This is a genomic window from Salinicola salarius, from assembly GCF_003206135.1.
Lineage (GTDB): Bacteria > Pseudomonadota > Gammaproteobacteria > Pseudomonadales > Halomonadaceae > Salinicola > Salinicola salarius.
Window position 1 is genome coordinate 351,764 of the sequence record NZ_PZJT01000002.1, and the last position, 26,974, is coordinate 378,737.

Sequence of the window (26,974 nt, forward strand, 5' to 3'; positions counted from 1 at the left end):
GAGCGAGCGCTGCAGGACCACCGCCATACCCACGACCGATCCCTGACTATCGATCACCAACCCCCGACGCTTCGAGGAAACGACATGATCTCATCCCGTCTACGCCGTGCGGCCCTGCCGCTGATCGCCGGACTCGGCCTGTTCGGCACCACGCTGGCCGTCAGTTCGGCCCAGGCCGCTGACGAGCCGCTGCGCTTCGGCATCATCTCTACCGAATCGAGCTCCAACCAGTCGACCCAGTGGCAGCCGTTTCTGGACGACATGACCGAGGCGCTGGGCGTCGAGGTCCAGCCGTTCTTCGCCACCGACTACGCCGCGGTAATCCAGGCGATGCGCTTCGACAAGGTCGATCTCGCCTGGTACGGCAACAAGTCGGCGATGGAAGCGGTGGATCGCGCCGGCGGCGAAATTTTCGCCCAGACCGTCGCCGCCAACGGCGCACCGGGCTACTGGAGCCTGATGATCGTCAACAAGAAGAGCCCCTACGACTCGGTCGACGACGTGCTGGATCACGCCAGCGAACTGACCTTCGGCAACGGCGATCCCAACTCTACCTCGGGCTATCTGGTACCGGGCTACTACGTCTTCGCCAAGAACCACGTCGATCCCGCCACCGCGTTCAAGCGCACGCTCAATTCCAATCACGAGACCAATGCGCTGACCGTGGCCAACGGCCAGGTCGATGTCGCGACGTTCAACACCGAAAGCATGGAGCGCCTGGAGATCACCCATCCCGACAAGGCCGACCAGCTCAAGGTGATCTGGAAGTCGCCGCTGATCCCCTCCGATCCGCTGGTCTGGCGTACCGATCTACCGCAGGAAACCAAGGACGAGCTGCGCGATTTCTTCCTGAGCTACGGCGATACCGACAAGCAGAAGCAGATTCTCGAACCGCTGCAGTGGTCCGGTTTTGCCGCTTCCGACAACGACCAGCTGCTGCCGATCCGTCAGCTCGAACTGTTCAAGCAGCGCGCCCAGCTCGCCGCCGACGATTCGATCGATGCCGAGGAGAAGCAGCAGCAACTCGCGGATATCGACGCTCGCCTCGAATCGCTGAACCAGCGCATGGATGCCCGCGAAGCCGCGCAGGCCAAGCAGGCCGACAACACCACGGCAATGGCCAACTGAGGTTCCGCTCCCGGCCGGCGGCAGATCGACTCTTCGACCTGCCGCCGACGATCGAGCTCCGATCCTCATCGATCTCTTCGTCAGGACAACGCACATGCAAAGCGCCTCTTCCCTCGACATGCAAGCCCGCGCCGGCAAGCGCAGCTGGACCACGCTGCTGGGCTGGGCGGTTGCCGCAGGCGTGCTCGGCTGGGCCTGGCAGGGCGCCGAAATGGCCCCGGGCCTGCTGGTCAGCAACGCCGGCAACATGGCCACGCTCGCCGCCGACTTCGTGCCGCCGACCTTCGGCAGTCTCGATCACTACATCGACCAGATGCTGGTGACCATCCAGATCGCGATCTGGGGCACGCTGCTGGCGGTGCTGTTCGCCATCCCGTTCGGCCTGCTCTCCTCGGACAACCTGGCGCCGTGGTGGATCAACCAGCCGGTACGACGCCTGATGGATGCGTGCCGCGCGATCAACGAACTGGTGTTCGCGATGCTGTTCGTGGTCGCCGTCGGCCTGGGGCCGTTCGCCGGCACCATGGCGCTGTTCGTCCACACCACCGGCGTGCTCGCCAAGCTGTTCTCGGAAGCGGTGGAAGCCACCGATGCCGGGCCGATGGAAGGCGTTCGCGTCACCGGCGCCGGGCGACTGGAAGAGATTATCTTCGGCCTGATCCCCCAGGTTCTGCCGCTGTGGATTTCGGTCAGCCTGTACCGCTTCGAGTCCAACATTCGCTCCGCCACGGTGCTCGGCATGGTCGGCGGCGGCGGAATCGGCGTCTCGCTGTGGGAAACCATGCGCGGATTCCAGTACACCGAGACCGCCACGATCATGCTGGTGATCATCGTTGCCGTCACTTTGCTCGATATGGCGTCGCAGCGTGTTCGCAAACGCTTCATCTGATGCCGGGGCTTCCCCCGGTTTTTTGGGTCCGATGATGTCTAGACAAATTTTGACGATGCCGCGCTACCGCGAACTGGCCGAGGAGCTGGTGCGCGAAGTGCGCGCCGACTATGCCCCCGGCGATCTGCTGCCGACCGAGGCCCAGCTCGCCAGGCGCTTCGCAGTCAATCGCCACACGGTGCGCCGGGCGCTGGACGAGCTGGTCGCCGCCGGCCTGGTGACGCGCCATCAGGGACGCGGCACCCAGGTGGTGGATCGGCGTCTCGACTACGCCGTCAGCGCCGGCAGCAAGGTGACCCAGAATCTGGCCGGCCTCGGCCTGTCTTCGAATACCTGCTGTCTCGAACAGGGGCTCGAGATGCCCCCCGAGGCGATCGCGCTGCGTTTCGGACGGCCCGCCGACGAGCCGCTGCTGCGGGTCGATACCGTGCGCTACGTCGATGATGCCCCGCTGATGCGGCTGCGCCACTGGTTCGATCCCGAGCGCGTGCCGGGCTGGTTGGAGCGCTATCGCGGCGGTTCCACCCGCGCCCTGCTGGGTCAGCACTATGGCCTGCGGCTTCACCGACGCCGGGTGCGCATCGATGCCGCAACCGCCACCCGCGACGACGCCCGCTGGCTGCAGTGTCCGCTCAATGCACCGTTACTGCTGATGACCAGCGACAACACCGATGCCGACGGCGCGCTGGTGGAAATCTCGATGGGCCGGGCGCGTGCCGACCGGCTCTCCTATCACGTTGATTTCGACATCGACCCCATGGATTTCGACACCGACGAGGTTGCGTCATGAACGACACATCACGAGGCGCGCGCCAGCGGCTGCTGGCGCTCTCTACCCGCGAGCGAATCGAGGCGTGCTGGACGGCGCTCGATCCAGTGCCCGCACATCGCTGCTTACGCGGCCCGGAAACCGGCATGGCGATGCTCAAGGGCCGCACCGGCGGTACCGGCAACGCCTTCCATCTCGGCGAGATGACCCTGACCCGCGCCAGCGTCGCCCTCGATGACGGCACCCTCGGCCACGGCTGGGTGCGGGGCCGTGACCACCGCCACGCCGAGCTGATCGCACTGGCCGATGCCGTCGCCCAGCACGCCGAATGGCAGCAGAGGCTCGAGACGCACGTACTCGCGCCGCTGGCCGAGGAACTGGCCGAGCGCCAGCGCCGCGATGCCGCCACCGCCGCCGCCACCCGCGTCGACTTCTTCACCCTCGTACGTGGTGAATAGGTACGTAGTGAGTGAGCACGTGGCGAATGAGCACGGGCGAATGACGATGGAGAAAGTGACGATGGACAAAGCAATGACGGTAAAGACGGAAACGACGAGGGATCTCGTCTGGCCTGGACTGGCCGACCCCGCCCACGACAGTCAGCGTCTGTTTCGCCAGATTCTCGGCGCGATGTCCGAGCCGGGCACGCTGACCACGCTGGCCGTGCCGGCACCGCCGAGTGACGCGCTGGGCGCCGCACTGTGGGGCGTGGTGCTGACGCTCTGCGACCTCGAGACACGCGTCTGGATCGCCGCCGACTTCGACTCGCCGGCCCTGCGCGAGGCTCTGGCCTTCCACACCGGCGCGCGAATCACCGACGACCCGGCGAGTGCCGATTTCGCGCTGCTGACCCACGAGTCATTCGATCCGCAGACACCTTTCGCGGTGGGCAGCGACACCTATCCCGATCGCGGTACCACGCTACTGGTCGCCGTCGAGCGGCTGGAAAACGATTCGAACGGTGCCAACGACGAAGATAACGGCTGGCGGCTCAGCGGTCCCGGCATCGCCGAGTCGCGGGTGCTCGATATCGGTGACGGCGCCGGCTGCCGGGCACTGATGACTCGCCTGGCCGGCAACCGTGCCAGCTTTCCGCAGGGGCTGGACGTCATCTTCGGCTGCGGCGCGCAGCTGGCGGCGATTCCCCGCAGCACCCGAATTGCGAGTGTCGAGGCTCGCGCCGATTCTCAGGAGACGAACTGATGTACGTAGCCGTCAAGGGAGGCGAGCAGGCGATTGCCAACGCCCATCGCTGGCTGGCCGACCGCCGCCGCGGCGATCGCGATCGCCCGGAACTGGAGGTCGCCCAGGTCGGTGACCAGCTGCGGCTGGCCGTCGACCGGGTGATGAGCGAAGCCTCGCTCTACGATCCCGAACTCGCCGCGCTCGCATTCAAGCAGGCCAGCGGCGATCTCACCGAAGCCGTGTTCCTGCTGCGCGCCTATCGCACCACGCTGCCGCGACTGGCGGTCAGCGAGCCGCTCGAAACCGCCAACATGCGCATCGAGCGCCGCATCAGCGCCACCTACAAGGACATCCCCGGCGGCCAGATTCTGGGGCCGACCTACGACTACACCCACCGCCTGCTCGACTTCCTGCAGCTGGCCGGTGCCGAGGTGCCGGCCGCCGAGATTCGCGAAGAACTCACCGAAGCCGAGGCGTGCCCGCAGATTCTGGAACTGCTCAACGACGAAGGCCTGGTCGAGCAGGAGATCGACGACGGCAGTGAGCCTGCGGACATCACCCGCGATCCGCCCGATTATCCGATGGACCGTGCCGCCCGGCTGCAGATGCTGGCCCGTGGTGACGAGGGCTACCTGCTGGCGCTGGGCTACTCCACTCAGCGCGGCTACGGCCGCAACCACCCGTTTGCCGGCGAGATTCGCCTGGGCCAGGTGGAGGTCGAGATCCACGTCGACGAGTGGGACGAGACGATCTGCGTCGGCGAGATCGCGTTGAACGAGTGCCAGATGATCAACCAGTTCGGCGGCTCGCGCGAGGCTGCACCGCAGTTCACGCGTGGCTACGGCCTCGCCTTCGGTCACAACGAGCGCAAGACCATGGCCATGGCGCTGGTCGACCGCGCCCTGCGCGCCGAGGAACTGGGCGAGCCGATCATCGGTCCCGCCCAGCAGGCGGAGTTCGTGCTGGCGCATGCCGACAGCGTCGACGCCTCCGGCTTCGTCTCGCACCTGAAACTGCCGCACTACGTCGACTTCCAGTCCGAGCTCGATCTGCTGCGCCGCCTGCGACGCGAACATGCCGCACGCCAGGCCGAGCTGGCGGATGCTCATGAAGCCGTCAAGTCGCCGTCGGAGGAGAACTGATATGGATGGGTATAATTTTGCTTATCTGGACGAGCAGACCAAACGCATGATCCGCCGCGCGCTGCTCAAGGGGGTGGCGATTCCCGGCTATCAGGTGCCGTTCGGCGGTCGCGAGATGCCGATGCCCTACGGCTGGGGCACCGGCGGCGTGCAGCTCACCGCGAGCATTCTCGGCGCCGACGACATTCTCAAGGTGATCGACCAGGGCGCCGACGACACCACCAATGCGGTCAGCATCCGCCACTTCTTCCAGCGCGTGGCCGGCGTCGAGACCACTACCGCCACCACCGCGGCGGACGTCATCCAGACCCGCCACCGGATTCCCGAGACCCTGCTGCGCGCCGGCCAGATCCTGGTGTTCCAGGTGCCGATCCCCGAGCCGCTGCGCTTCATCGAGCCCAGCGAGCAGGAGACGCGGCTGATGCACGCGCTGGAGGAGTACGGCGTGATGCACGTCAAGCTCTACGAGGACATCGCCCGCTACGGTCATATCGCCACCACCTACGCCTACCCGGTCAAGGTGGACGGGCGCTATGTGATGGACCCGTCGCCGATTCCCAAGTTCGACAATCCCAAGCTCGACGGCAACCCGGCGCTGATGCTGTTCGGCGCCGGCCGCGAGAAGCGGCTTTACGCGATCCCGCCCTACACCCGGGTCGAGAGCCTCGACTTCGAGGACCACCCGTTCGAGGTCCAGACCTGGGAGCACACCTGCGCGCTGTGCGGCAGCGATCACAGCTATCTCGACGAAGTGATCACCGACGATAAGGGCGGGCGGATGTTCGTCTGCTCCGATACCGACTACTGCCAGACGCGACGGGGAGAGGTGGCATGAAGAAGCCGGTACTGGAGCGCCCGGTCCTGCTGGACGTTCAGGACATCACCCGCCTCTACGGTCCCGGCAAGGGCTGCGAGGCGATCGATTTTCAACTGCATGCCGGCGAGGTGCTGGGCATCGTCGGCGAGTCCGGCTCCGGCAAGTCGACGCTGTTGCGCGTGCTCGCCGGGCTGGAAGCGCCGGATGCGGGGCGCGTGATCTATCGCCGCCATGCCGGCGAAGACGTGTTGGACCGGGGTGAGGCCGAGCTCGACCTCTACGCCATCGGCGAGGCGCGTCGCCGGGAGCTGCTGCGTCTCGAATGGGGGCTGGTGCATCAGAACCCCCGCGACGGCCTGCGCATGGGCGTTTCCGCCGGGGCCAACATCGGCGAGCGGCTGATGGCCCAAGGTCAGCGCCACTACGGCCAGCTCAGGGAGACGGGGCAGGCGTGGATGCACCAGGTCGAGCTCGATCCGGGCCGTATCGACGACGCGCCGCGCACGTTTTCCGGCGGCATGCAGCAGCGCCTGCAGATCGCCCGCACCCTGGTCACCCGGCCACGGCTGGTGTTCATGGACGAGCCCACCGGCGGGCTGGATGTCTCGGTGCAGGCGCGCCTGCTCGACATGCTGCGCACGCTGGTGCGCCAGATGGGGCTTTCGGTGGTGCTGGTCACCCACGACCTCGCCGTGGCGCGCCTGCTCGCTCATCGCCTGATGGTGATGCGCCGCGGTCAGGTGGTGGAGACCGGCCTCACCGACCAGATCCTCGACGATCCGCAGCACGAGTATACGCAGCTGCTGGTTTCATCCGTGCTGACACCTTGAGGGAGGAATTCCGATGCTTTCCGAGACTAGTGTTTCCCCGAAGCGCGCCCGACCTCGCCTCACGGTGGATGGGCTGCACAAACGGTTCCTGCTGCATGGCCAGGGCGGGCTCGAGATCGACGTGATGCGCGATCTCTCGCTGACCCTCGACGCCGGCGAATGCCTGGTGCTGGCCGGCCGCAGCGGCATCGGCAAGAGCACGCTGCTGAAGATGCTCCACGGCGACTATCGCATCGACCGGGGCCACATCCGGCTGCATTTCGAGGATGGCGAACTCGACCTCGAGACGTTGCCGGCCTACGCCTGGCACGGCCTGCGCCGAGACGTGATCGGCTACGTCAGCCAGTTTCTCCGTGTGGTACCGCGGGTCGCCGCCGTCGACGTGGTGATGGAGCCGCTGCTGGCGCGTGGTGCCGACGAAAACGAGGCCCTCCAGCGCGCCGAGACGCTGCTGGCCCGGCTCAACCTGCCCGAGCGACTGTGGCAGCTGCCGCCCGGCACCTTCTCCGGCGGCGAGCAGCAGCGCGTCAACATCGCCCGCGGCTTCATCGGCGAGCATCCGCTGCTGCTGCTCGACGAGCCCACCGCGTCGCTGGACGCCACCAATCGCGACGTGGTGATCGCCCTGATCGGCGAGGCCAAGGCCCGCGGCGCGGCGATGCTCGGCATTTTCCACGACGAGGACGTCCGCGATCGCGTCGCCGATCGCCTGCTGCCGCTGGACGACAGTCTCGGCGCCCGCGCTTCCGTCACCCAGAACACTCAGGAGACGCTGTCATGAGCACGCAGGAACAGGTGCTGACCAACGCCAGGCTGGTGCTCGACGACGAGGTGATCGACGGCACGCTGGTGATCCGCGACGGCCGGATCACCGCCATCGACCATGGCGCGAGCCAGGCTACGGGCGCCGTCGATTGCGAAGGCGACACGCTGCTGCCAGGGCTGGTCGAGCTGCACACCGACAACATGGAAAAGTATTTCCAGCCGCGACCCAAGGTCGAGTGGCCGGGGCGTCAGGCGGCGCTGGCCCACGACGCCCAGATGGCGGCCAGCGGCATCACCACCGTGTTCGATGCGGTCTCGATCGGTGACGTCGACGAGCAGAGCATGCGCCACCGGGCACTGGACGAGATGTGCCATGCCCTGTCGCAGATCGTTCACGACGGTCTGGCGCGGGTCGATCATCGTCTGCACCTGCGCTGCGAGGTGAGTCACCCGAACACGCTGGCGCGGTTCAACGAGCTGTCGTCATCACCATTGCTGGGCCTGGTCTCGCTGATGGATCACGCCCCCGGCCAGCGCCAGTTCGCCAGCCTCGAGGCGTATCGCGTCTACTATCAGGGCAAGTACCAGCTCGATGACGCGGCGATGAATGCCTTCATGGCGACCCAGATCGACAACAGCCAGCGCTACAGCGCCGAGCATCGACGCGCCATCGCGGCCACCTGTCGCGAACGCGGCCTGGCGATCGCCAGCCACGACGACGCCACCGTCGAGCACGTCGTCGAAAGCCATGAATACGGCACCCGGGTCGCGGAGTTCCCCACCACCCGCGAAGCGGCGGAGGCCTCCCACCGCGCTGGCATGGCGGTGATGATGGGCGCACCCAACGTGGTTCGCGGCGGTTCCCATTCCGGCAACATCGCCGCCGCCGAACTCGTCGAGCTGGGCGTGCTGGATATCCTGTCGTCGGACTACTATCCGGCGGCGCTGCTCGATGCCGTATTCCGGGTGGCGGCGATGGAGAACGGCTACGCACTGACCCGGGCGGTCGCCACTGCGACACGCATACCGGCCGAAGCGGTAGGCCTGACCGATCGTGGGCGCCTGGCGCCGGGGCTGCGTGCCGATCTGCTGCGGGTGCGATTGATCGCCGATCATCCGGTGGTGCAGCGGGTTTGGTCTGCGGGTAAGCAAGTTCACTGAGGGTACGTCTGAAAATGCCTGCGCTTGTCCATACGGCGTTAAAAATCGGCTCAAGATGCTCATTTACACCCCGTAAACTCCGCTCTTTCGCCGATTTTTGCCTTGTCTGGACTGCGCTCGTCGATTTTCAGATCGACCCTGGATAAATGCCGATGTCTCGGTCATCTCGCTCGGCTATTTATCTCAGGACCGATTATCTCAGGACCGAGAAATCCGAGAACGCTTATACATAAAGGCAGCGATATGGATGAAGGTCGTCTGATCTACGTCATGGGCGCCAGCGGCGTCGGCAAGGACAGTCTGCTGCGCGAGCTGGCACGACGGCGCCCGGACGCGCTGGTGGCGCATCGCTACATCACGCGCGCCAGCGGCGGGGCGGAGAACTGTATCGAACTCTCCCGCGAGGCATTCCACTGGCGGCGGGAGCAGGGGCTGTTCTGCCTTTCATGGAGCGCACATGGGCTCGACTACGGCGTCGGCATCGAGATCGAAGCGTGGCTGGCGGCGGGGCATACGGTGGTGCTCAACGGCAGCCGGCGAGCGCTGGAGCGCGCCCGTCAACGCTTCGGCGCGGTCCTGATGCCGGTTCTGGTCGTGGCGGATGCCGAGGTGCTGCGCCGGCGTCTGATCGCTCGCGGGCGCGAGACACCGGCCGAGATCGAGGCGCGGCTGGCGCGCGGCGGCGGTGAGGATGCGCTGAGCGATATTGCGCGTATCGACAACGGCGGCGAGCTGGCGCATGGCGTGAAGGCGCTCGAAGCCTGGCTCGACGCCACGCCTGTAGCGGACGGTCCGGCGTGAAGCTGCGCTTCGCCGGCACCGGCGACAGCGCCCAGGTGCCTTGTTTCGGCTGCGACTGCCTGGCCTGCCAGCGCGCGCGGCTGCTGAGCTGCCACCGCCGCGAGCCCTGTTGCGGCGAGATCGAACTCGATGGCGATCTGATCCTGATCGACGCCGGCCGCATGGATCTGGCCGCCCGCTGCGAGCGCCAGCGCCCGGCCGCCATCCTGTTGACCCACTATCACGCCGATCATGTGCAGGGGCTGTTGCATCTGCGCTGGGGCCGGGGCGAATCGATTCCGGTCTACGGTCCCAAAGATCCTCAAGGCTGTGCCGACTTGCACAAGAACCCCGGCATTCTCGACTTCCAACCCGGCCTGAAGCCGTTTCGGCCCTTGCAGCTGGGCCGGCTCGAGGTCACGCCGCTGCCGCTGAATCACAGCAAGCCGACGCTGGGCTACGCGATCTCCGACGGCGTCAATCGGCTGGCCTGGTTGTGCGATACCGTGGGCTTGCCCGGCGCCACCGAACGCTTCCTGACCGAATGGCGGCCGCATGGTGTGGTGATCGATGCCACCCATCCGGATTCTTATAACTCCCCGCACCCGGAGTCTCACGCCGCGCCCCGCAACCACAACAACGTCAGCATGGCGCTGGAGATCATCGAGCGACTGTCGCCAGCGCGGGCCTGGCTGACGCACATCAGTCACGAACTGGACGCCGACTTCTTGGCAACGTCGCGAACCCTGCCGGAAGGCGTGGAGTTGGCCGCCGATGGCAGCGACATTCTTTTCTGAGAGGGATTCATGTCTTCACAGCCCGCTTCCCGACGCTTGAGCGCCGCCCCCACCGGCGCGCCCACGGCGAAACTCCACGAGAGTCGCCTGGGCGTGGGCGATCGCTGCGTCTTCAACCACGTCACGCTCGGCGACTACAGCTATGTCGAGCGCGATTGCGACCTGATGTTCACCGAGATTGGCAGATTCACGTCGATCGCCTCCAGCGTGCGTATCAATCCCAGCAATCACCCCTGGTGGCGGCCGACGCTGCACCATTTCAGCTACCGCCCCGGCAAGTTCGGCTTCGCCGGCAGCGACCAGGGCGTCGACGACCGGATCTTCGACTGGCGCGCCGAGGATCGTGTCGTGATCGGTCACGATGTCTGGATCGGCCACGGTGCCATCGTGCTGCCCGGCATCACCATCGGCAATGGCGCCATCGTCGGTGCTGGCAGTGTGGTGACCAAGAACGTTGACGCCTACACCATCGTTGTCGGCAACCCCGCTCGTCCGCTGCGGCCCCGCTTCGAGGATCCGGAAACCTCGGCACGCCTGGAAGCGCTGGCCTGGTGGGATTGGCCCCATGCGCGTCTGGCCCGCATGCTGCCGCTGTTCCAGGGCGATACCGGGGCGTTTCTCGAAGCCGCCGAGGGCGAGTCGCGCCCATCGCCATGATCTCAGCTGATGTTGTCAGCCAGCGTCCGATAGCGCGAGCCGCCGTTGCCGAGCTGCGACTCCACCAGGGCGAGATGGTCGAAGCGCCAGCGGATCGACGTGGGCAGCCGTGACTGGGGTGCCGCACGTTCGGCCTGGCGTACCAGACTGACGTGAGGGGTGAATTCACGTTGCGGCGCGGTGAAGCCGTGGCGGGACAGCGCCTGCCAGAGCTCGGCATCGAGCGTCAGTAGCGCGTCGCTCGGCATCTGGCTGCCGGCCCAGACGATGCGAGGCTGGGGGAAATGCCCCAGCCGATCCAGCGTCCACTCGCCCTGCAGCCCCGGCCAGCCCTGGGCGAGGGCCACGAGGGGAGCGATCCGGGCTTCGTCGACATTGCCGAGAAATGCCAGCGTGATGTGCATGTTCTCTGCGGGCAGCGGGTAGCCGCCGCAGAGTGGCGCCAGGCGTTCGGCCTCGGCGGCCAGTGCCTGGCGAGTGGTGTCGTCGGGCCAGAGGGCGAAGAAGAGTCTTCTCATCGACGATCCGGTCGGTCACCAAGGGCGCAAGGCCGGTTCAGTCGCCGATGACCATGACCGCTTCGGCTTCCACCTGGCTACCCTTGGGCAGCTGCTTGACGCCGACGGCGGCACGGGCCGGGAAGGGCGGCTGGAAGAACTCTTCCATCACCTTGTTGACCACGGCGAAGTTGTCGAGATCGGTCAGGTAGAGGTTGAGCTTGACGATGTCCTGCAGCGAGCCGGCGGCTTCCTGGCACACGGCGGCCAGGTTGGTGAAGACCTGGCGGGCCTGGGCTTCGAAGTCGTCGGAGACCATTTCCATGGTGGTGGGGTCGAGTGGAATCTGGCCCGAAAGATAGACGGTGTTACCCGACTTGATGGCCTGGGAATAAGGGCCGATGGCGGCCGGGGCGTTGTCGGTGTTGATCACGGCTTTGTTGCTCATGGCGTACCCTCCAGTTTCTTATCCAATGCCTTTTCATAAATATTTTTCTAATGGCATGGCCATTTCGAAAAAAACGCTGCCCCGCCGCGCATGACGCGGCGGGGCAGCCGTCACGGATCAGTTTCGGGCGCGAACGATGCGGCCGATGTGATTCAGATTGCGCAGGCGCTTGATGATTCGCGCCAGATGAATGCGGCCCTTGACCAGGATGGTCAGATTGACGATCGAGAGCCGGGCGTCGCGTTCCTCGATGCCGATGCGCTCGATATTGGCCTCGGCATCGGTGATCAGGCTGGCCAGTTCGGCGATCAGGCCGCGCCGGGTCTCGACTTCGATCCGTAGCGGGACCGGGAAATCCTGATCGATCTGCTTCGACCAGGTCAACGAGACCAGCTTGTCGGGATCGTCGCGCAACTCGTCGAGGTTACCACACTCGTGACGGTGGACGACGATCCCCTTGCCGATCGACAGGTGGCCGATCACCGGGTCTCCCGGCAGCGGGTGGCAGCAGCGGGCAAAGCTGATCGCCATGCTCTCGGAGCCGTTGATGACGATCGGGCCGTTGTGCGGCGAATCGGCCAGCAACCGGTCCAGATCCCGCTCGCCGCCGGCGCTGGTTTCGACCGGAAGATCGTTCGTGACCAGCCGCCGCGCGGTGGTATGCGCCAGGCGGGTGCCGAGGCCGATGGTCTCGAGCAGGTCGTCTTCGGTCTTGAGCTCCAGCTCGTCCAGCAGCGCCGAGAGCCGTTCCGAAGGCAGCTTTTCCAGGCTGGTCTCGAAGCTGCCCAGGGCGCGGTTGAGCAGGCGGCGGCCGAGCTGGATCGCCTCGCTGCGTTGCTGGCTCTTCAGGGCGTGACGAATCGCCGAGCGGGCCTTGGCGGTAATCACGAAATTGAGCCAGGCCAGGTTGGGGCGCGCGCCGGGGGCGGTGATGATCTCCAGCGTCTGACCGCTTTCCAGCGGGGTCGACAGCGGCGCCAGATGGCGGTCGATACGGCAGGCGATGCAGCTGTTGCCGATATCGGTGTGAACGCTGTAGGCGAAGTCGACCGCTGTCGCCCCCTGAGGCAACTCCATGATGTCGCCCTTGGGGGTGAAGATGTAGACGTCGTCCGGGAACAGGTCGTTCTTGACGTGCTCGATGAACTCCAGCGAGTCGCCGGCGTGGCGCTGCATCTCGAGCAGACCGCGAACCCATTCGCGGGCGCGGGCATGGCTGCCGGCGGCGATGGGCCGTTCGGTCTGGCCGGCCTTGTAGAGCCAGTGGGCGGCGATGCCGTTGTTGGCCATCGCTTCCATCTCGCGGGTGCGGATCTGCACCTCGATCGGCATGCCGCTGGGACCGAACAGCGTGGTGTGCAGACTCTGGTAGCCGTTGGCCTTGGGGATCGCGATGTAGTCCTTGAAGCGCCCCGGCACCGGCTTGTAGAGATTGTGCACCGCACCCAGCACGCGATAGCAGTTGTCGACGCTGTCGGTGATGATGCGAAAGCCGAACACGTCCATGATCTCGGCGAACGGTTTGCGCTGGTCGTGCATCTTGCGATAGATCGACAGCAGATGCTTCTGCCGCCCGACCACGCTGCCGGTGAGATCGTCCTCGTCGAGCCGGCGCTGCAGGCTGGTCTGGATCTGGCGCATGGTCGAACGGCGGTTGCCTCGGGCGCTCGCCACCGCGCGCTTGATGCGCTCGGACCGCATCGGATGGATCGCCTGGAACGACAGATCCTCTAGCTCGACGCGGATGGTGTTGATACCCAGCCGCCCGGCGATGCGGGCGTAGATCTCGAGCGTTTCGCGGGCGATCCGGCGCTTCTTGTCCGGACGCAGCGCGCCGAGCGTGCGCATGTTGTGCAGGCGGTCGGCGAGCTTGACGATGATCACGCGGATGTCGCGGGACATCGCCATGACCATCTTCTGGAAATTCTCGGCCTGGGCGACCGCCTTGTCCTCGAAGGTGATCTGGGTCAGCTTCGAGACGCCGTCCACCAGCTCCGCCACGGCCTCGCCGAACTGCGCTTCGAGGGCTTCCCGGGAGACGCTGGTGTCCTCGATGACGTCGTGCAGCATGGCGGCCATCAGGCTCTGATGGTCCATGTGCATGTTGGCGAGGATATTGGCGACGGCGAGCGGGTGGGTGACGTAAGGCTCGCCGGAGCGGCGCTGCTGGCCATCGTGGGCCTGCTCGGCATAGTAGAAGGCGCGCTTGACCTGCTGAATCTCGTCGTCCGGGAGATAGCCGCCGAGGCGATCGGCCAGGTCATCGATGGTGAACATGCGGCGCGCCTGCCCTATATGATTAACGGTCCGATTGACAGCCCGATTGACAACCCGTTATCGACGTTCCGTTCGGCAACCGGTCCGCGGCGGTCGTGACGACGACACGGAAGCACAGGTCACGCCGGAAGCCTGGTTCAGATATCGTATTCCTGGGTCGGCTCGGGGCGCGGACGCGGCGGTGCGGCTTCGACCGGTTCGTCGAGGATGCTGTCGTCGATCTGGCCGGTGGCGATCTCGCGCAGTGCCATGACGGTCGGCTTGTCGTTTTCCCACGGCAGCAGCGCATCGCGGGAGCCGCGCGCGAGCTGACGGGCGCGCTGGGACGAGATCATTACCAGCTTGAAACGGTTCTCGATATGTTCCAGACAATCTTCGACGGTCACTCGTGCCATGATGGTAGCCCTGCTGCCAAAAAATGGGTAGACGCGCCCCGGAATACGGGGTCTGCGGGACCGAGCAGTCTACTGGAGTTGCGTTATCTCTGACAAGAGCGCGCCATCTCCGGCCAGCAAGCCCCGCCGCGACCACCGGGGTCAGGGCGGCCGTTATTTCCCCTGCAGCACTCAGTCGACGTCGTTGAGCAGCGACTCGAGCAGGGCGGCGTGGCGCGCTTGCATCTTGTCGAGCCGTGAACGGCGCGCATGGACGATACACTCGAGCTCGTTCAGCGCGTGCTCGAAGTCGTCGTTGATGATGACGTGCTCGTACTCGTCGTAATGGGACATTTCGCTGACCGCGTCGCGCATGCGCCGCGCGATGATCGCCTCGTCGTCGGTGCCGCGTCCGGAAAGCCGCTCCTGGAGCGCGGCTCGCGAGGGCGGCAGGATGAAGATCGATTCGGCATCGGGAGCCTGTGCGCGCACCTGCTGGGCGCCCTGCCAGTCGATCTCGAGGATCACGTCCTCGCCCACGGCAAGGCGCTTTTCGACCTCCACCCGCGAGGTGCCGTAGTGGCGATCGAAGACCCAGGCATGTTCGAAGAACTCGCCGCGTTCGACCATCGTCTCGAACTCGGGCTGGCTGACGAAGTGATAGTTGACGCCATCCTGCTCGCCAGGGCGCATCGCCCGCGTGGTATGAGACACCGAGACGCCGATATCCGCGTTGCGCTGGAGCAGGGCGCGCACCAGGCTGGTCTTGCCGGCGCCGGAGGGCGCGGAAACGATGTAGAGCGTGCCCAGGGCACCGGCGCCGAATTCGGCGACAGGAGTATGAGGCGTCGGAGAAGCGTGCGACATGACAGAACGACCGTCCGGGAATGCATGAAGCGGCCTATTATGCCACGGAAACGCCATACCCCCGATAGCCCGCCATGCCGGGCGACGCTGCCGGAAGACGGGGCGAGATCGTCGGCACCGGCGCGGATTGGCCGAGCCCTATCGGCTACACTGCTTCCCCATTCGTGACATTCGGTCCCGCCAGCGACCGCGCCGAACCGACAAGGACGTCCATGAACGCCTCGAACGCTACCGAAACCCGCCGCGCCGGCCCATTTCTGGGGGTTGCCCTGGCTTTCGCAGCGACGATGATCGGCACCACACTGCCGACGCCGCTCTATCCCATCTACCAGCAACAGCTGGGTTTCTCGCAGTTGATGATCACGATCATCTTCGCCGTCTACGCTGCCGGCGTGATCGCGGCGCTGCTGATTACCGGGCGCTGGTCCGATCAGCTCGGCCGCCGCCCGCTGCTGTTTGCCGGCCTGGCGGCGTCGATCATCAGCGACCTGGTGTTCTGGCACGCGGACGGATTGGGGATGATCCTGGCGGGGCGGGTGCTGTCGGGCGTCTCCGCCGGCATCTTCACCGGCACGGCGACCGTCGCCGTGATGGAACTGGTGCCGGCCTCGTGGCGGCGCGTCGGCACTCTCGTCGCCACCGCGGCCAACATGGGCGGCCTGGGTCTCGGGCCGATGCTCGCCGGCGTGCTGGCGGTACTCTTTCCCATGCCGCTGGCGCTGCCCTATATCGTCCACCTGGTGCTCGCCCTGGTGGCGGTGGTCTGCATCTGGCGTGCGCCGGAAACCGTGAAGCGCCCCGAGCGGATTCGCCTGCGGGTGCAGAAACTCAAGGTGCCCGCCGAGGTGCGGGGCGTGTTCGTCCCGGCGGCCATCGCCGCTTTTGCCGGATTCATGGTGTGCGGCTTCTTTACTGCGGTGACCCCGGTCTTTCTGGGCAAGGTGCTGGGCTATACCAATCACGCGTTGATCGGCTTCGTGGCCGGGCTTCTGTTCATCGCGTCCACGGTCGGCCAGATGCTGCAGGGGCGTCTGCCCGAGGCGCGCCGCCTGCCGATCGGCTGCGGGGTGCTGTTCGTCGGCGTGCTTTTCGTCGCCTGGGGGATCGGCGCGGCGCAGCTGGCGGGCTTCATCATCGGCGCGATCGTCGCCGGCATCGGCCAGGGCATCGCTTTCCGTGCCGGAATGGGCGCGGTGACGGCGGCCAGCCCCGACGAGCACAAGGCGGCCGTCGTCTCCACCTTCTTCTTCGTGGCCTATATCGCCATCTCGCTGCCGGTCGTGGGCATCGGCCTCGTCGGCAGCGTTCTCAGCCTCAAGATGACCGGGCTGCTGTTCGACCTGCTCGTCGCGGTGCTGTGCAGCGTGGCGCTGTGGCTGCTGCTACGCCGGAACCGCCGCCAGGCGTCCGCCTAGGCGTGATGCGAGGCGAATGCCGGCGAGGCGGTCTCTGGTATCATGAGTGCCGATTCGCTCAACCGACTGCCAGGAGTTCCCGATGACCGCTTCGCCCGACACGCTTCGCATCCGCCGCCCCGACGACTGGCACCTGCACCTGCGTGACGGCGAGGTGCTCGAGACGGTGCTCCCCTACACCAGCCAGACCTTCGCCCGCGCCATCGTCATGCCCAACCTGGTGCCGCCGGTGACCACGATCGAGGCGGCCAGCGCCTACCGCGAGCGGATTCTGGCGGCAACTCCCGCCGGCCATGACTTCACCCCGCTGATGACCTGCTATCTCAACGAGAGCGTCTCCCGCGAGACGCTGGAGCGCGGTCACGGCGACGGCCTGTTCACCGCCGCCAAGCTCTATCCGGCCAACGCCACCACCAACTCCCAGCACGGCGTCAAGCGCATCACCGACGTCTATCCGCTGCTGGAAGTGATGCAGCGCATCGGCATGCCGCTGCTGATCCATGGCGAGGTCACCCGGGGCGAGATCGACATCTTCGATCGCGAGAAGCATTTCATCGACGAGGTGATGACCGACATCCGCCGCCAGTTCCCCGAGCTGAAGGTGGTCTTCGAGCACATCACCACCAAGGAAGCGGCCCAGTTCGTACTGGAAGGCGACGAGTTCCTGGGCGCCACGCTGACGCCACAGCACCTGGCCCAGAACCGCAACGACATGCTGGTCGGCGGCATCCGCCCGCACCTCTACTGCCTGCCGATCCTCAAGCGTCAGGAGCACCAGCAGGCGCTGCGAAAGGCCGTCGCCAGCGGACACCCGCGCTTCTTCCTCGGCACCGATTCCGCGCCCCACGTCACCGCCGCCAAGGAGACATCCTGCGGCTGTGCCGGCGTGTTCAATGCCGAAGCCGCGCTCTCGGTCTATGCCGACGTGTTCGAGCAGGAGGGTGCGCTCCAGCACTTCGAAGCCTTCTGTTCCGAGAACGGCCCGCGCTTCTACGGCCTGCCGCTGAATGAAGGCAGCGTGACACTGACGCGCCGACCCACACCCGTTGCCGAGTCGATCGGCCAAGGCGACAACACTTTCGTACCGTACCGGGCCGGCGAATCGCTGACCTGGTCGGTGGCGGTGGACTGAGCGCTGAGGCGGATCAGGGGCGAGCGGGCTGGTGTCGGCCTTCTGATTTTTCCTGAATCTTTCTGGCGGAAAGATGAACCACGCTCGCCCAGTGTTCCCGTGCAGGCTCTACCACTCTCTGAGCGTTGGAAGACCTGCACGGGTGGCGACGCACCAGCCTAGCGGTCAGTTCGAAGAGCAATATAGTCTCGATGTAATCTTGCCGGTATATCGAATTAGATATAATGTCGCGTTACCGATTAAGGGTTCATCATGGCAGAGGAAGAAAAGCCGGTTGAATTCTGTGGGGACTCGCTGGATCAGCTACGGGCTTTCCCTCAGACAGCAAAGCAGGATATGGGTTACCAGATCGGTCGGGTTCAAGCTGGCCTGGAGCCTGAAGATTCCAGGCCCATGAAAACCGTGGGCAACGGGGTTTACGAAATCAGGGTAAAGGACGAAACCGGGGCTTATCGGACGTTCTATATCGCGAAGCGACAGGATGCTATCTATGTCCTTCACTGCTTCCAGAAGAAAACCGAGAAGACGGCTCCCAAGGATCTGGCGCTAGGCAAGCAACGGTTTAAGGAGCTGCCGCCCGAGCCCCCGAAAAGCCGAAAGTAGAGGCTACGTCTGTTGACGTACCGGTCTTCAACCGGCGGACAGCAGCATGAAAGTGAGGACAGAGACATGGCCAATGAGCGTTTCGCAAGCATTTGGGATGCTATCGAGGATACCCCCGAGGAAGCGGCAAACATGCGTCTGCGGTCCAAGCTGATGATGATTCTTGGCGAGCGGGTAAAAAGCTGGAACGTAAGCCAGGCCGAAGCTGGCCGCCGCCTGGGGCTGACTCAGCCTCGCGTCAATGATTTGCTGAAGGGCCGAATCAGCAAGTTCAGTCTTGATGCGCTGGTTAACCTTTCCACGCATGCGCATTACCGGATCGATATTAGCGTCGTGGAAGACGAAACCGCACCAGCATGAGGCGAAGGACAAGCTCATGGTGATGGCCGGAATGACTTGCAAATCTCTGAGCCGGGCGTCGGACATGGATTCCGGCGAACTCCTCGACTCCGTGCAATCAGGCACGCTTTAGACGCTGTTCGATGATGGGCAATACGGTATCGCGGGTCAGCGCGGCAAGTGGAAGGCTCCTGGCCTGTTCCAAAGTCACCCAGCAGACCTCCTCGATTTCCGCGGCGGCGGCAACGTTGCCAGCGATCGTTGCCCAGAAGAGATGGGCTTCGACGAAACATCCCGCCTCGTTGGCCGCTTCGGCGCTGGCTTCGACGGGGGCTTCCCAATTCGTGAGCGTCACGCCGAGTTCTTCCCTGACTTCCCGAGCGAGCGCCTCCGCTGGTGTCTCGCCTGCGTCGATCTTGCCGCCAGCTTGCATGAAATAACGACTACCGTGCTTGCGCACGAGCAGCAGGCGCGCTTCGTCATCGACGATAATGGCGGCAGCGATCTTCAGGGCATGGGATGACAAAGGTCAGGCTCCGTATCAGGTTTGTCGCTGGCAGGCGGTGACTTGCGATGGGGCCGACGACAAGTCGGCAGGTGTCAACGCCCGGATCGTCCATTTCTCTGCGCCCTCCGGCGCGATCCATAGCGGCACGGCGTTGGCCGAGCGCGGGCCGGCAGGCGTGCCATGAGCCAGCCAGCGTACGGCGCGCACCAGCCCGGAGTGGCCGACGATCAGCGGGGTGTCGGCTTCCTCGAGCAGCGCGTTGAGCGTATCGGCGATGCGTTCGACGAACGCCTCCCAGGATTCGCCGCCTGCCGGCGTGCTCATGTAGGGAATGGTTTCCGGAATCGCCTGGCCTTCCAGCTCGCCCCAGTGGCGCTCCATCAGCCCGTCGACGACACGATCCGGCGCTCGGCCCAGCGCCAGTTCGGCGGTACGATAGGCGCGTTGCAGCGGGCTCGCGGCCACCAGCGACCAGTCGATATCGCCCAGCAGCGCCCGCGCGCGCCGGGCTTCTTCCTCTCCCTGCGGCGTCAGCGCCACGTCATGCTGGCCGCCGATCCGGCGTTCGAGATTGCGGGTGCTCTGGCCGTGGCGGAGGAAGACGAAGGGGCGGCGGATCAGGGCAGGCATGGCGGTTCCTTTGGCATGACGGTTGTTTTGGCGCGGGCGGTACGGCATGACATCGAACGGGGAACGCGATTCTCGCCGTTTCGCCGGGCGATGATTTGCCGGCTATGAGGTTTTACGGTAACACTGCGGGTTCGCCAATCGTCATACAACACGATCTTCATATAACACGATCTGCACACGACAACCGTCGGATCGGATGACGGCCGGATTTCATCACGCCCAGGTCAGCTGGCGATCCGGCCCTCCATGATCCCATCACCGCGAACCGCGCGCGAGGAGCCTCATGTCCACCGCTCTCGATATCCATATCTATACCGACCCTGATTTCCGGCAGTCGAAGGACTTCGCCGACGAGCGCGTCTTCGGCATTCTGAACGAGTTCGCGGGGCTGTCGTCGCGTATCGCGCTGAGCTTCAGCCACGACGAGGCCGCCCTCGATGCCGCGCTGGCGACGGCGGAGGTGCTGATTCTGGTCGGCGCGCTGGATATCGCCGACGTCGCCGCACGGGCGCCCGCCCTGCGATGGATCCATATCACCAGCGCGGGGGTGGACCGAGTGCCGCTGGACCGGCTGCCGAACCACGTGCTGGTCACCAACGCCAAGGGCAATCACGAGGCGCGGGCCCGCGAGTTCTCGATGACCGCGCTGCTGATGCTCAACAACCGGTTGCCGGATTTCGTCACCCAACAGCGCGAGAAGCACTGGGAGCAGACCGCGATCGAACCCATCGACGGCAAGACGGTGGTGATTCTGGGTATGGGCGCGCTGGGCAGCGCGGCGGCCGAGGCGGCCAAGCGGCTCGATCTGAAAGTGATCGGCGTCAGCCGTTCGGGCAAGCCGCATCCGCTCGCCGATGTCAGCCTGCCGCAGAGCCGGTTGAAGGACGCGCTGGCCAACGCCGACTTCCTGCTGATCACGCTGCCGCTGACGCCGGAGACCCGCAACGTGGTCGGTGAGGCGGAACTGGCGGCGATGCCCGCGCGTGGCGGCGTGATCAACATCGGCCGCGGCCCGGTGCTGGATGTCGCGGCGTTGGCGAAGCGGCTGGAAGCCGGGCAGCTGCGCGGCGCCGTGCTGGATGTCTTCCCCCAGGAGCCGCTGGCCGCGGACTCGTCCTACTGGACCACGCGCAACCTGATCGTCACGCCGCACAGCGGGCTCTACGACGCCGATTACGTGCCGCGCTGCCTGCGTTTCTTCTTCGCCAATGTCGAGCGCTATCTGGACGACCGGCCACTGGAGAATCGGGTCGATCCCGCCTTGGGATATTGAGTCATTCGAAGCTTATACCGTTCGCCACAGCTTATACCGTCTGCCACAGCATCGGGTCCGGATTGCCCAGCGTCTCGGCGATGATGTTCAGCGCGCGATCCAGCGCCTCCCGGCTCTCGGCGGCGCTGATGCAGATGCGGATCGCCTGCGGCGCCGCGACATTGCCGAGACAGAAGCTTTCCGCACTGCTGACGGTGACCCGACGCGCCTTCAACTGTTCTACCACATGGCTGGTGCGCAGCTCGCCGGGCAACGGCAGCCATAGATAGAAACCGCCGCGCTGCCCGTGCGGCTTGAACCTTTCCAGCTTCTGCATGGCGTGATCGAAACGCCATGCCAGCTCCTCGCGCTGCCATGCCAGCAGGGCGGCGGCATCGCCACTGGCGATCCAGTGGCAGACCAGCGAGGTCATCAACGGCGGCGGCATCCAGCTCTGGGCGCGCAGCGCTGCCGTCAAACGGCCGTGCAACGCTTTGGGCGCACGCAGGGCGCCGACGCGCAGGCCGCCACCCAGCAGTTTGGCGACCGAGAACAGCGTCACGGTGCGCTCCGGCGCCAGCTGGTAGAGCGGCGTCGCGGGTTCGATATGCGGGTGCTGGTAGACCTCGTCCTCGATCAGCCAGAACTGCCGCTCCCGCGCCAGCTCGGCCAGAGCGTGGCGGCGCGATTCGCCGAGCCGCGCGGTGGTCGGATTATGGCAGTCCGGCATCACGTAGAGCGCGCGAAACGGCTGCTGGTCGAAGGCTCTGGCCAAGGCGCCGATATCAATGCCTTCCTCGTCATGGGGAATCGCCACGCTCTTGAGCGAGAGCTGCTGCAGCGCGCTGATCAGGCCGGGGTAGGTCAGGCGCTCGGCGGCCAGACGCTCGCCCGGCGTCAGCAGCGCGCTCAGGCTGAGATAGATGCCATGCATCCCGCCCTGATCGATCAGCAGCTCGTCCGCCGAGACCGGCCGGCCCGAGCGGGTGAACCAGTCGGCGAAGATCTCCCGCTGGCCCGCCTGGCCCTGCTCCGGCTGGTAGTCGATCGCCGCCCGCAGACTGGCCGGATCGCGCTGGATCGCCTGCATCGCCCGTCCCAGTGCGGCTTCGCGCTCGGGATGCGCCGGCGGCAGCGACAGGCTGAGATCGATCATGTCGCTCTCGGGCGGGCTCTGCCGAACATGATTGAAAGGCTCGACCCGTGGCTGCCGGTCACGCACATAGGTGCCGCTGCCGACTCTTGCGCTGACGATGCCGCGCTGTTCGGCAAGCGCGTAGGCGCGCGTCACCGTGCCGACGGTGACACCCAGCGCGTCCGCCAGCCGGCGCTGGGGCGGCAGTTTGGTGCCCGTCGGCAGTTCGCCGCTGGCCGTGGCGGCGGCGATGGCATCGGCCAGTTCGCGGTAGCGCGGTCCCTGCCCGGGAAGTGTGGGTATCCAGATTGTCATGGTGACAAAAATCGAGTTGACCAGAATTCAGCGGCGTTTATGCTCGGATTGTTCGGCTTTTGAGCCGCCGAGTCAACAAATTGTACCCCTACGATTTTGGAAAACGATTTTCTGAAGAGGTGTCCGATGTCTACCGCACTGACGTTCCGCGAACTGCCCTACGCCCGTGAAAGCCTGGCGACCGTGTTGTCAACGACAGGGGCGATCGGCGAAAACAGTGTCGTGGTCACGGATGCCACGCTGTTCTATCCCCACGGTGGCGGCCAGCCGGGCGACCGGGGCGTGTTCATTACTGCCGACGGCCGCACGCTGGCGGTCAACGATACCCGCAAGGGCGAGAATGGGCAGGTATGCCACTTGCTCGACCCCGGACATGGTCTCGAAGTCGGCCAGAGCGTCACCCAGCAGATCGACTGGCCGCGGCGCCATGCCCACATGCGCATGCACACCGCGCTGCATCTGCTCTCCGTGGTCGTGCCCCACGGCGTGACTGGCGGCAGCATCGGCGCCGATCGCGGGCGGCTCGACTTCGACCTCGGCGACGCCAGCTTCGACAAGGACGAGCTGACCGAGCGGCTCAATGCTCTGATCGCCGCCGACTATCCGGTCACCAGCGAGTGGATCAGCGAAGCGGAGCTCGATGCCCGCCCCGAGCTGGTCAAGACGATGTCGGTGACGCCGCCGCGTGGCGCCGGCGAGATCCGCATGGTGCGCATCGGTGATGTCGACTACCAGCCCTGCGGCGGCACGCATGTCGCTTCCACCGCCGAGATCGGGCCGATCCAGGTCGCCAGCATCAAGAATCGCGGCGCGCGCAATCGCCGCTTCACGCTGACCTGGGCGGAAACGCCGGGCGGTGGCCAATGACCTCGCTGGCCTGGTGGTTCTCGGTGGCGCTGTTCTCGATCTCGATGACCGGCACGCCCGGCCCCAACAACGTGATGCTGACCGCTTCCGGCGCGCTCTACGGCTATCGCCGCACGCTGCCGCACATCTTCGGCATCATGGCGGGCTGTTTCGTGCTGTTCATGGCCGTGGCGCTGGGTCTCGGCGTGCTGTTCGAGCGCTTCCCGGTCGTGCAGCAGGCGCTCAGGATCGTCGGCGCCATCTACCTGCTCTATCTCGCATGGAAGATCGCCACCGCGCCGCCGCCGGATCTGGCCGCCAGGGAAGGGGCTCGACCGCTGACCGCCTGGCAGGCGGCGGTGTTCCAGTTCGTCAATCCCAAGGCGTGGGTGATGGGCATCGCGCTGATTGCCGGCTTCATGCCGAGCGAGGGTTCCCTGCTAGTCAATGCCACGATCCTGTCACTGTTCATGGAGGTGATCGCCTTCCCCTGCATCTCGCTCTGGGCCGGCTTCGGCATGGCGATCGGCAGGCTGCTGAAGACGCCGCGCGCCTGGCGCATCTTCAACGGCGTGATGGGGCTGGCCACTGCTGCCTGCGTGGGTTTCATCCTGAGCTGAGGCTGAAGGCCGCGATTCGGCCAAGATTCGCGGCTAGAACGACGAGCCCGGCTGGCTGAGAAACTCGATCTCTTCCGGCGTCGATTCCCGTCCGAGAATCGCGTTGCGATGCGGGTAGCGGCAGAAACGCTCGATGATCGCGCGGTGGCGGTGCTCGTAGTCCAGCTGCTCCTCCATGCCGGGCCGGTCGAACAGCTTGACCGCCTGGTCGTGAATCGCCAGCGACTCGCTGTGCATGAACGGCATGTAGGCGAAGATGCGCCGGGTCAGCGGCAGCGCGTCGTCCTCGCCTCGCGAGATCAGTTCCTGGGCGAGTGCCAGCGCCAGCGGGTCCTGGGCGAAGGCACTCGGCGTATCGCGATGGACGTTGCGCGAGAACTGGTCGAGCATCACGATCTCCGCGACCCGGCCCGCGGGCGTCTCGCGCCATTGCCAGCACTCGCAGCGGGCCGCGGCGGCCAGCGTCTCGCCGAAGCGTTCGGCGATCTCCCGGTCGAGATCATCGCTCTTGATGAACCACTGCTTCGGTGTCAGCTCCTCGAACCAGAAGTCGAGTACCTGCTGCGAGGTGGCGAGCGCATTGAGCTTGGCGTTGATATTGGCGTTGGTATTGGCGTTGACGTTGACGTTGGCGTCGTCGATCGAAGCGTGTGGAGGCATGGAGTTGGCTCGCTGTCCGTCGGTCTCCTTCAGCATAACCGATCGTCCTGGCCCGCCTACAGCGAGCGTGATTCCAGGATTCAGCCGGGTTCGATCGGCTGGTCGTGCAACGGCACGCGGGAAAGCTGGGCCATGGCGAGGCGATAGGCGTCGACCTTTTCGGGATACTTCACCCCTTCGACCAGCGACAGGTGGCGCAGCACCGGGTAGAGCGTGATGTCATCCAGCGACAGCACCTGATTGACCGCCTCCGGTGACTGGATCAGCGGCTCGAGTTCGGTGAACCAGCGCTCCAGATCGTTCAGCAGCGCCGGCGTCTGCTCACGCAGCGCGTCCAGGTCGCCGACCATATCGGTCATCTTTGCGCGGAAGGCTTCCGCCGCCTCGGGGGTAGCCAGCTCGCCGAGAGGCGCCTCTACCGCACGCGGCGCGAACAGCTTGAAGATCGTGTCGCTGGCGGCCTTCACCCAGCGCTCGATGTCCGGATTCTGCGGGCCATCCATGACCTTCACGCCTTCCGCCTCGGCATCGATGCCGCGCACGATCTGCTGGGTATCGGTCAGCGTCCCGCCGTCGTCGAATTCGAGTATGGGAACAGTCTTCTCGCCGACCAGACGCGTCGGCGTCTCGGCGTCGTCGAACAGCAGGGTCTGAGTCTCCAGCGGGACGTCGCGCAGGCCGAAGATCATCCGCGCCCGGGCGCAGAACGGGCAGTAATCGTAGATATACAGGCGCATGCTTCCTCCTCCTTGAACGTCGGTGCGTCTTTTCAAGGTAGAAGAGCCCACCCATCATCGCCGCCGAAGACACATTTTGTAACGCCGATGTCTCCAGCCGCCGATGTCTTCAGCCTCGCCGTTCTCGCCCTCTATGAGGTTGCCGCTACCTGACGATCGCGCCGACGGATCTGCCAGGCGAAGCCGAAGCCGACCGGCAGCACGGCGATGGCCGCCAGTGCCAGGGTCGGTGTCGTACCCGAGAAGGCGATAATGGCGCCGCCGATGGCGGTGCCGAGAGACTGGCCGGTAAAAAACGCGGTCGAGAACAGCGAGACGGCGGCGCCGCGTCGCTCCGGCGCCATCTGCGTCGCGTTGGTCTGCAGCGTGTTGTGGAGCATGTAGAACCCCAGCCCGAACAGATAGCAGCCGATGACAGCGACACCGGGCGTCGGCCACCGGCAGATGGCGGCCAGCGCGATCGCGATCAGCACGCAGCCCAGCTGGCACAGCCCGGTTTCGCCCAGTTTGGGGACGAGACGCCGCGCCAGCAGCGCGAAACTCAAGCCGCCGACGGCGAACACCGCCAGGATCAGCCCGGCTTCGGTCAACGGCAGCCCGCCGGCGACGTGCAGATGGCTGGCCACGAACGCGAACCCGCAGAAGACCGCCGCGCCTTCGAAGAACACACTGATCAGCACCACGCGCGGCCACGGCTTCTGCAGCACGTGGCGCAGGCTCACGCCGAGGGATTCCCGTTCCCGTTTCCGGGGCCGTTCGTGACGGCCGACGCGATACCACAGCAGCCCGGCAGCGGCTGCGAAAAGCACGGTGTAGACCAGAAACGGCCACTGCCACCACTCCTGTTCCGCGGCCAGGCCGCCGAAGGTCTGGCCGCAGGCCAGCCCGCAGATCTGCCCGATCAGAAAGCGCGCCAGCACCGCCTGTCGCTGCTCGTAGGGCACGTTGTCGCCGATCCACGCCATCGCCAGCGGAATCACCGCCGCGCAACCCACCCCCGCCAGCATGCGCGCCGCGATCAGCGTCGCCAGGCTCCCCGACAAGGCACACAACAGGCTGGCGACGGCGGCGAGCAGGGAGAACAGCGAGATCACACGCAGCTTGCCGTAACGGTCGCCGCTCGGCCCCAGTACCAGCTGCAGACAGCCATAGACAATGGCGAACGCGGTGATGGCCCAGGAGGCGGCGCTCAGCGTGGTGGTGTAGACCTCGGCGAGACGCGGCAGCATCGGGTCGAGGATTCGCTGGGTGGCGGCGGCGCAGAACGCGGTCATCGCCAGCAGCACGATGGTGGGCCAGGGCGTGGGCGTTGCAGGTTGAAAGGCGATGGCTGACACGGGCGGCGAGTCCGGGCAAAAGAAGGGGAGTCGGCGATCTTAGCACGCTAAGAGGGATCCGC

The 26,974-nt window shown here is 65.7% G+C and carries 31 protein-coding genes; 20 read left to right on the forward strand and 11 right to left on the reverse strand.

The genetic code is table 11. From position 1 onward, the window contains the following. Nucleotides 1-84: 84 nt before the first annotated feature. The 13 genes from phnD to DOM32_RS02750 all read left to right on the forward strand — a co-directional run bounded on the left by phnD (nt 85) and on the right by DOM32_RS02750 (nt 10,920). On the forward strand, nt 85-1,128 hold the full coding sequence (gene phnD, locus DOM32_RS02690; protein WP_110630890.1) for a phosphonate ABC transporter substrate-binding protein: 1,044 nt from the start codon (nt 85-87) through the stop codon (nt 1,126-1,128). A 94-nt stretch (nt 1,129-1,222) separates the two neighbouring features. After that, a complete protein-coding gene (phnE, locus tag DOM32_RS02695) occupies nt 1,223-2,017 on the forward strand; it encodes a phosphonate ABC transporter, permease protein PhnE (protein WP_071230465.1) in 795 nt (264 codons plus the stop codon). Nucleotides 2,018-2,051: 34 nt separating this feature from the next. Further along, complete coding sequence (gene phnF, locus DOM32_RS02700) at nt 2,052-2,807, forward strand: phosphonate metabolism transcriptional regulator PhnF (RefSeq protein ID WP_157957009.1); 756 nt, start codon at nt 2,052-2,054, stop codon at nt 2,805-2,807. Continuing rightward, complete coding sequence (gene phnG, locus DOM32_RS02705; protein ID WP_110630894.1) at nt 2,804-3,244, forward strand: phosphonate C-P lyase system protein PhnG; 441 nt, start codon at nt 2,804-2,806, stop codon at nt 3,242-3,244. Before phnF ends, phnG begins: the two co-directional genes overlap by 4 nt. Before the next feature lie 73 nt (nt 3,245-3,317). Further along, nucleotides 3,318-3,989 (forward strand): phosphonate C-P lyase system protein PhnH, encoded by a 672-nt coding sequence (phnH, locus tag DOM32_RS02710; RefSeq protein ID WP_110631163.1) that lies wholly within the window; start codon nt 3,318-3,320, stop codon nt 3,987-3,989. Further along, the gene (locus DOM32_RS02715) at nt 3,989-5,113 is read left to right on the forward strand and encodes a carbon-phosphorus lyase complex subunit (RefSeq protein WP_110630896.1); all 1,125 of its coding nucleotides are present in this window, start codon (nt 3,989-3,991) and stop codon (nt 5,111-5,113) included. Before phnH ends, DOM32_RS02715 begins: the two co-directional genes overlap by 1 nt. Nucleotide 5,114: 1 nt before the next feature. After that, nucleotides 5,115-5,948, forward strand: a complete 834-nt coding sequence (locus tag DOM32_RS02720; RefSeq protein ID WP_110630898.1) for an alpha-D-ribose 1-methylphosphonate 5-phosphate C-P-lyase PhnJ — start codon at nt 5,115-5,117, stop codon at nt 5,946-5,948. After that, on the forward strand, nt 5,945-6,760 hold the full coding sequence (gene phnK / locus DOM32_RS02725) for a phosphonate C-P lyase system protein PhnK (protein ID WP_110630900.1): 816 nt from the start codon (nt 5,945-5,947) through the stop codon (nt 6,758-6,760). The genes DOM32_RS02720 and phnK overlap by 4 nt, the downstream gene beginning before the upstream one ends. 13 nt (nt 6,761-6,773) lie before the next feature. Then, nucleotides 6,774-7,541: a phosphonate C-P lyase system protein PhnL gene (phnL, locus tag DOM32_RS02730; protein ID WP_110630902.1), complete on the forward strand. Its 768-nt coding sequence runs from the start codon at nt 6,774-6,776 to the stop codon at nt 7,539-7,541. Further along, nucleotides 7,538-8,686 (forward strand): alpha-D-ribose 1-methylphosphonate 5-triphosphate diphosphatase, encoded by a 1,149-nt coding sequence (locus DOM32_RS02735; protein ID WP_110630904.1) that lies wholly within the window; start codon nt 7,538-7,540, stop codon nt 8,684-8,686. The genes phnL and DOM32_RS02735 overlap by 4 nt, the downstream gene beginning before the upstream one ends. A 243-nt stretch (nt 8,687-8,929) precedes the next feature. Next, complete coding sequence (gene phnN, locus DOM32_RS02740; protein ID WP_110630906.1) at nt 8,930-9,487, forward strand: ribose 1,5-bisphosphokinase; 558 nt, start codon at nt 8,930-8,932, stop codon at nt 9,485-9,487. Continuing rightward, the gene (gene phnP / locus DOM32_RS02745) at nt 9,484-10,263 is read left to right on the forward strand and encodes a phosphonate metabolism protein PhnP (RefSeq protein WP_110630908.1); all 780 of its coding nucleotides are present in this window, start codon (nt 9,484-9,486) and stop codon (nt 10,261-10,263) included. Before phnN ends, phnP begins: the two co-directional genes overlap by 4 nt. A 9-nt stretch (nt 10,264-10,272) precedes the next feature. Beyond that, nucleotides 10,273-10,920: a DapH/DapD/GlmU-related protein gene (locus tag DOM32_RS02750; protein WP_110630909.1), complete on the forward strand. Its 648-nt coding sequence runs from the start codon at nt 10,273-10,275 to the stop codon at nt 10,918-10,920. Nucleotides 10,921-10,922: 2 nt separating this feature from the next. On the opposite strand, the gene thpR is transcribed toward DOM32_RS02750, so the two are convergent. From thpR to gmk, 5 genes are all read right to left on the reverse strand, one after another. Then, the gene (gene thpR / locus DOM32_RS02755; protein ID WP_110630911.1) at nt 10,923-11,438 is read right to left on the reverse strand and encodes an RNA 2',3'-cyclic phosphodiesterase; all 516 of its coding nucleotides are present in this window, start codon (nt 11,436-11,438) and stop codon (nt 10,923-10,925) included. A gap of 37 nt (nt 11,439-11,475) precedes the next feature. After that, on the reverse strand, nt 11,476-11,865 hold the full coding sequence (locus tag DOM32_RS02760; protein WP_110630913.1) for a RidA family protein: 390 nt from the start codon (nt 11,863-11,865) through the stop codon (nt 11,476-11,478). Between the two features lie 117 nt (nt 11,866-11,982). After that, the gene (locus DOM32_RS02765) at nt 11,983-14,142 is read right to left on the reverse strand and encodes a RelA/SpoT family protein (RefSeq protein WP_110630915.1); all 2,160 of its coding nucleotides are present in this window, start codon (nt 14,140-14,142) and stop codon (nt 11,983-11,985) included. Between the two features lie 137 nt (nt 14,143-14,279). Then, entirely contained in the window at nt 14,280-14,537 is a 258-nt protein-coding gene (gene rpoZ / locus DOM32_RS02770; protein WP_087720644.1) for a DNA-directed RNA polymerase subunit omega, read from the reverse strand. A 171-nt stretch (nt 14,538-14,708) separates the two neighbouring features. Continuing rightward, the gene (gene gmk / locus DOM32_RS02775; RefSeq protein ID WP_110630917.1) at nt 14,709-15,383 is read right to left on the reverse strand and encodes a guanylate kinase; all 675 of its coding nucleotides are present in this window, start codon (nt 15,381-15,383) and stop codon (nt 14,709-14,711) included. Nucleotides 15,384-15,595: 212 nt separating this feature from the next. On the opposite strand from gmk, the gene DOM32_RS02780 reads away from it, so the two are divergent. The 4 genes from DOM32_RS02780 (at nt 15,596) to DOM32_RS02795 (ending at nt 18,893) form a co-directional block, all read left to right on the forward strand. Beyond that, a complete protein-coding gene (locus tag DOM32_RS02780; RefSeq protein WP_110630919.1) occupies nt 15,596-16,798 on the forward strand; it encodes an MFS transporter in 1,203 nt (400 codons plus the stop codon). Between the two features lie 82 nt (nt 16,799-16,880). Beyond that, on the forward strand, nt 16,881-17,930 hold the full coding sequence (pyrC, locus tag DOM32_RS02785) for a dihydroorotase (RefSeq protein WP_110630921.1): 1,050 nt from the start codon (nt 16,881-16,883) through the stop codon (nt 17,928-17,930). A gap of 252 nt (nt 17,931-18,182) precedes the next feature. After that, entirely contained in the window at nt 18,183-18,533 is a 351-nt protein-coding gene (locus DOM32_RS02790; RefSeq protein WP_110630923.1) for a type II toxin-antitoxin system RelE/ParE family toxin, read from the forward strand. Between the two features lie 66 nt (nt 18,534-18,599). Further along, a complete protein-coding gene (locus DOM32_RS02795; RefSeq protein WP_110630925.1) occupies nt 18,600-18,893 on the forward strand; it encodes a helix-turn-helix domain-containing protein in 294 nt (97 codons plus the stop codon). A 97-nt stretch (nt 18,894-18,990) separates the two neighbouring features. Here the strand turns inward: DOM32_RS02795 and DOM32_RS02800 are convergent, their stop codons facing one another. Further along, a complete protein-coding gene (locus DOM32_RS02800; RefSeq protein ID WP_110630927.1) occupies nt 18,991-19,398 on the reverse strand; it encodes an NUDIX hydrolase in 408 nt (135 codons plus the stop codon). Nucleotides 19,399-19,413: 15 nt separating this feature from the next. Beyond that, on the reverse strand, nt 19,414-20,010 hold the full coding sequence (locus DOM32_RS02805; RefSeq protein WP_110630929.1) for a histidine phosphatase family protein: 597 nt from the start codon (nt 20,008-20,010) through the stop codon (nt 19,414-19,416). Nucleotides 20,011-20,293: 283 nt separating this feature from the next. Here DOM32_RS02805 and DOM32_RS02810 point away from each other — a divergent pair, with 283 nt between their 5' ends. Continuing rightward, nucleotides 20,294-21,283 carry a D-2-hydroxyacid dehydrogenase gene (locus tag DOM32_RS02810; RefSeq protein WP_110630931.1) on the forward strand — a complete coding sequence of 330 codons (990 nt, stop codon included), beginning with the start codon at nt 20,294-20,296 and terminating at the stop codon, nt 21,281-21,283. A gap of 31 nt (nt 21,284-21,314) precedes the next feature. Here DOM32_RS02810 and DOM32_RS02815 read toward each other — a convergent pair whose 3' ends face one another. Continuing rightward, on the reverse strand, nt 21,315-22,712 hold the full coding sequence (locus tag DOM32_RS02815) for an aminotransferase-like domain-containing protein (RefSeq protein WP_110630933.1): 1,398 nt from the start codon (nt 22,710-22,712) through the stop codon (nt 21,315-21,317). A gap of 126 nt (nt 22,713-22,838) precedes the next feature. Between DOM32_RS02815 and DOM32_RS02820 the strand changes: the two genes are divergently transcribed. Continuing rightward, complete coding sequence (locus DOM32_RS02820) at nt 22,839-23,579, forward strand: alanyl-tRNA editing protein (protein WP_110630935.1); 741 nt, start codon at nt 22,839-22,841, stop codon at nt 23,577-23,579. Next, nucleotides 23,576-24,178, forward strand: a complete 603-nt coding sequence (locus DOM32_RS02825) for a LysE family translocator (RefSeq protein ID WP_110630937.1) — start codon at nt 23,576-23,578, stop codon at nt 24,176-24,178. Before DOM32_RS02820 ends, DOM32_RS02825 begins: the two co-directional genes overlap by 4 nt. A gap of 33 nt (nt 24,179-24,211) precedes the next feature. Here DOM32_RS02825 and DOM32_RS02830 read toward each other — a convergent pair whose 3' ends face one another. The 3 genes from DOM32_RS02830 to DOM32_RS02840 all read right to left on the reverse strand — a co-directional run bounded on the left by DOM32_RS02830 (nt 24,212) and on the right by DOM32_RS02840 (nt 26,912). Next, entirely contained in the window at nt 24,212-24,838 is a 627-nt protein-coding gene (locus DOM32_RS02830; RefSeq protein ID WP_110631167.1) for a DUF924 family protein, read from the reverse strand. An 80-nt stretch (nt 24,839-24,918) separates the two neighbouring features. After that, nucleotides 24,919-25,575 carry a glutaredoxin 2 gene (grxB, locus tag DOM32_RS02835; protein ID WP_110630939.1) on the reverse strand — a complete coding sequence of 219 codons (657 nt, stop codon included), beginning with the start codon at nt 25,573-25,575 and terminating at the stop codon, nt 24,919-24,921. Nucleotides 25,576-25,706: 131 nt separating this feature from the next. After that, nucleotides 25,707-26,912 (reverse strand): MFS transporter, encoded by a 1,206-nt coding sequence (locus DOM32_RS02840; RefSeq protein WP_110630941.1) that lies wholly within the window; start codon nt 26,910-26,912, stop codon nt 25,707-25,709. Nucleotides 26,913-26,974: the final 62 nt, after the last annotated feature.

Bases quoted from the DNA above. Each gene is read 5' to 3' on its own strand.
- phnD (WP_110630890.1), top strand. From the start codon at position 85: ATGATCTCATCCCGTCTACGCCGTGCGGCCCTGCCGCTGATCGCCGGA.
- phnE (WP_071230465.1), top strand. From the start codon at position 1,223: ATGCAAAGCGCCTCTTCCCTCGACATGCAAGCCCGCGCCGGCAAGCGC.
- phnF (WP_157957009.1), top strand. From the start codon at position 2,052: ATGTCTAGACAAATTTTGACGATGCCGCGCTACCGCGAACTGGCCGAG.
- phnG (WP_110630894.1), top strand. From the start codon at position 2,804: ATGAACGACACATCACGAGGCGCGCGCCAGCGGCTGCTGGCGCTCTCT.
- phnH (WP_110631163.1), top strand. From the start codon at position 3,318: ATGACGGTAAAGACGGAAACGACGAGGGATCTCGTCTGGCCTGGACTG.
- DOM32_RS02715 (WP_110630896.1), top strand. From the start codon at position 3,989: ATGTACGTAGCCGTCAAGGGAGGCGAGCAGGCGATTGCCAACGCCCAT.
- DOM32_RS02720 (WP_110630898.1), top strand. From the start codon at position 5,115: ATGGATGGGTATAATTTTGCTTATCTGGACGAGCAGACCAAACGCATG.
- phnK (WP_110630900.1), top strand. From the start codon at position 5,945: ATGAAGAAGCCGGTACTGGAGCGCCCGGTCCTGCTGGACGTTCAGGAC.
- phnL (WP_110630902.1), top strand. From the start codon at position 6,774: ATGCTTTCCGAGACTAGTGTTTCCCCGAAGCGCGCCCGACCTCGCCTC.
- DOM32_RS02735 (WP_110630904.1), top strand. From the start codon at position 7,538: ATGAGCACGCAGGAACAGGTGCTGACCAACGCCAGGCTGGTGCTCGAC.
- phnN (WP_110630906.1), top strand. From the start codon at position 8,930: ATGGATGAAGGTCGTCTGATCTACGTCATGGGCGCCAGCGGCGTCGGC.
- DOM32_RS02750 (WP_110630909.1), top strand. From the start codon at position 10,273: ATGTCTTCACAGCCCGCTTCCCGACGCTTGAGCGCCGCCCCCACCGGC.
- thpR (WP_110630911.1), bottom strand. From the start codon at position 11,438: ATGAGAAGACTCTTCTTCGCCCTCTGGCCCGACGACACCACTCGCCAG.
- DOM32_RS02760 (WP_110630913.1), bottom strand. From the start codon at position 11,865: ATGAGCAACAAAGCCGTGATCAACACCGACAACGCCCCGGCCGCCATC.
- DOM32_RS02765 (WP_110630915.1), bottom strand. From the start codon at position 14,142: ATGTTCACCATCGATGACCTGGCCGATCGCCTCGGCGGCTATCTCCCG.
- rpoZ (WP_087720644.1), bottom strand. From the start codon at position 14,537: ATGGCACGAGTGACCGTCGAAGATTGTCTGGAACATATCGAGAACCGT.
- gmk (WP_110630917.1), bottom strand. From the start codon at position 15,383: ATGTCGCACGCTTCTCCGACGCCTCATACTCCTGTCGCCGAATTCGGC.
- DOM32_RS02780 (WP_110630919.1), top strand. From the start codon at position 15,596: ATGAACGCCTCGAACGCTACCGAAACCCGCCGCGCCGGCCCATTTCTG.
- pyrC (WP_110630921.1), top strand. From the start codon at position 16,881: ATGACCGCTTCGCCCGACACGCTTCGCATCCGCCGCCCCGACGACTGG.
- DOM32_RS02790 (WP_110630923.1), top strand. From the start codon at position 18,183: ATGGCAGAGGAAGAAAAGCCGGTTGAATTCTGTGGGGACTCGCTGGAT.
- DOM32_RS02795 (WP_110630925.1), top strand. From the start codon at position 18,600: ATGGCCAATGAGCGTTTCGCAAGCATTTGGGATGCTATCGAGGATACC.
- DOM32_RS02805 (WP_110630929.1), bottom strand. From the start codon at position 20,010: ATGCCTGCCCTGATCCGCCGCCCCTTCGTCTTCCTCCGCCACGGCCAG.
- DOM32_RS02810 (WP_110630931.1), top strand. From the start codon at position 20,294: ATGTCCACCGCTCTCGATATCCATATCTATACCGACCCTGATTTCCGG.
- DOM32_RS02815 (WP_110630933.1), bottom strand. From the start codon at position 22,712: ATGACAATCTGGATACCCACACTTCCCGGGCAGGGACCGCGCTACCGC.
- DOM32_RS02820 (WP_110630935.1), top strand. From the start codon at position 22,839: ATGTCTACCGCACTGACGTTCCGCGAACTGCCCTACGCCCGTGAAAGC.
- DOM32_RS02825 (WP_110630937.1), top strand. From the start codon at position 23,576: ATGACCTCGCTGGCCTGGTGGTTCTCGGTGGCGCTGTTCTCGATCTCG.
- DOM32_RS02830 (WP_110631167.1), bottom strand. From the start codon at position 24,838: ATGCCTCCACACGCTTCGATCGACGACGCCAACGTCAACGTCAACGCC.
- grxB (WP_110630939.1), bottom strand. From the start codon at position 25,575: ATGCGCCTGTATATCTACGATTACTGCCCGTTCTGCGCCCGGGCGCGG.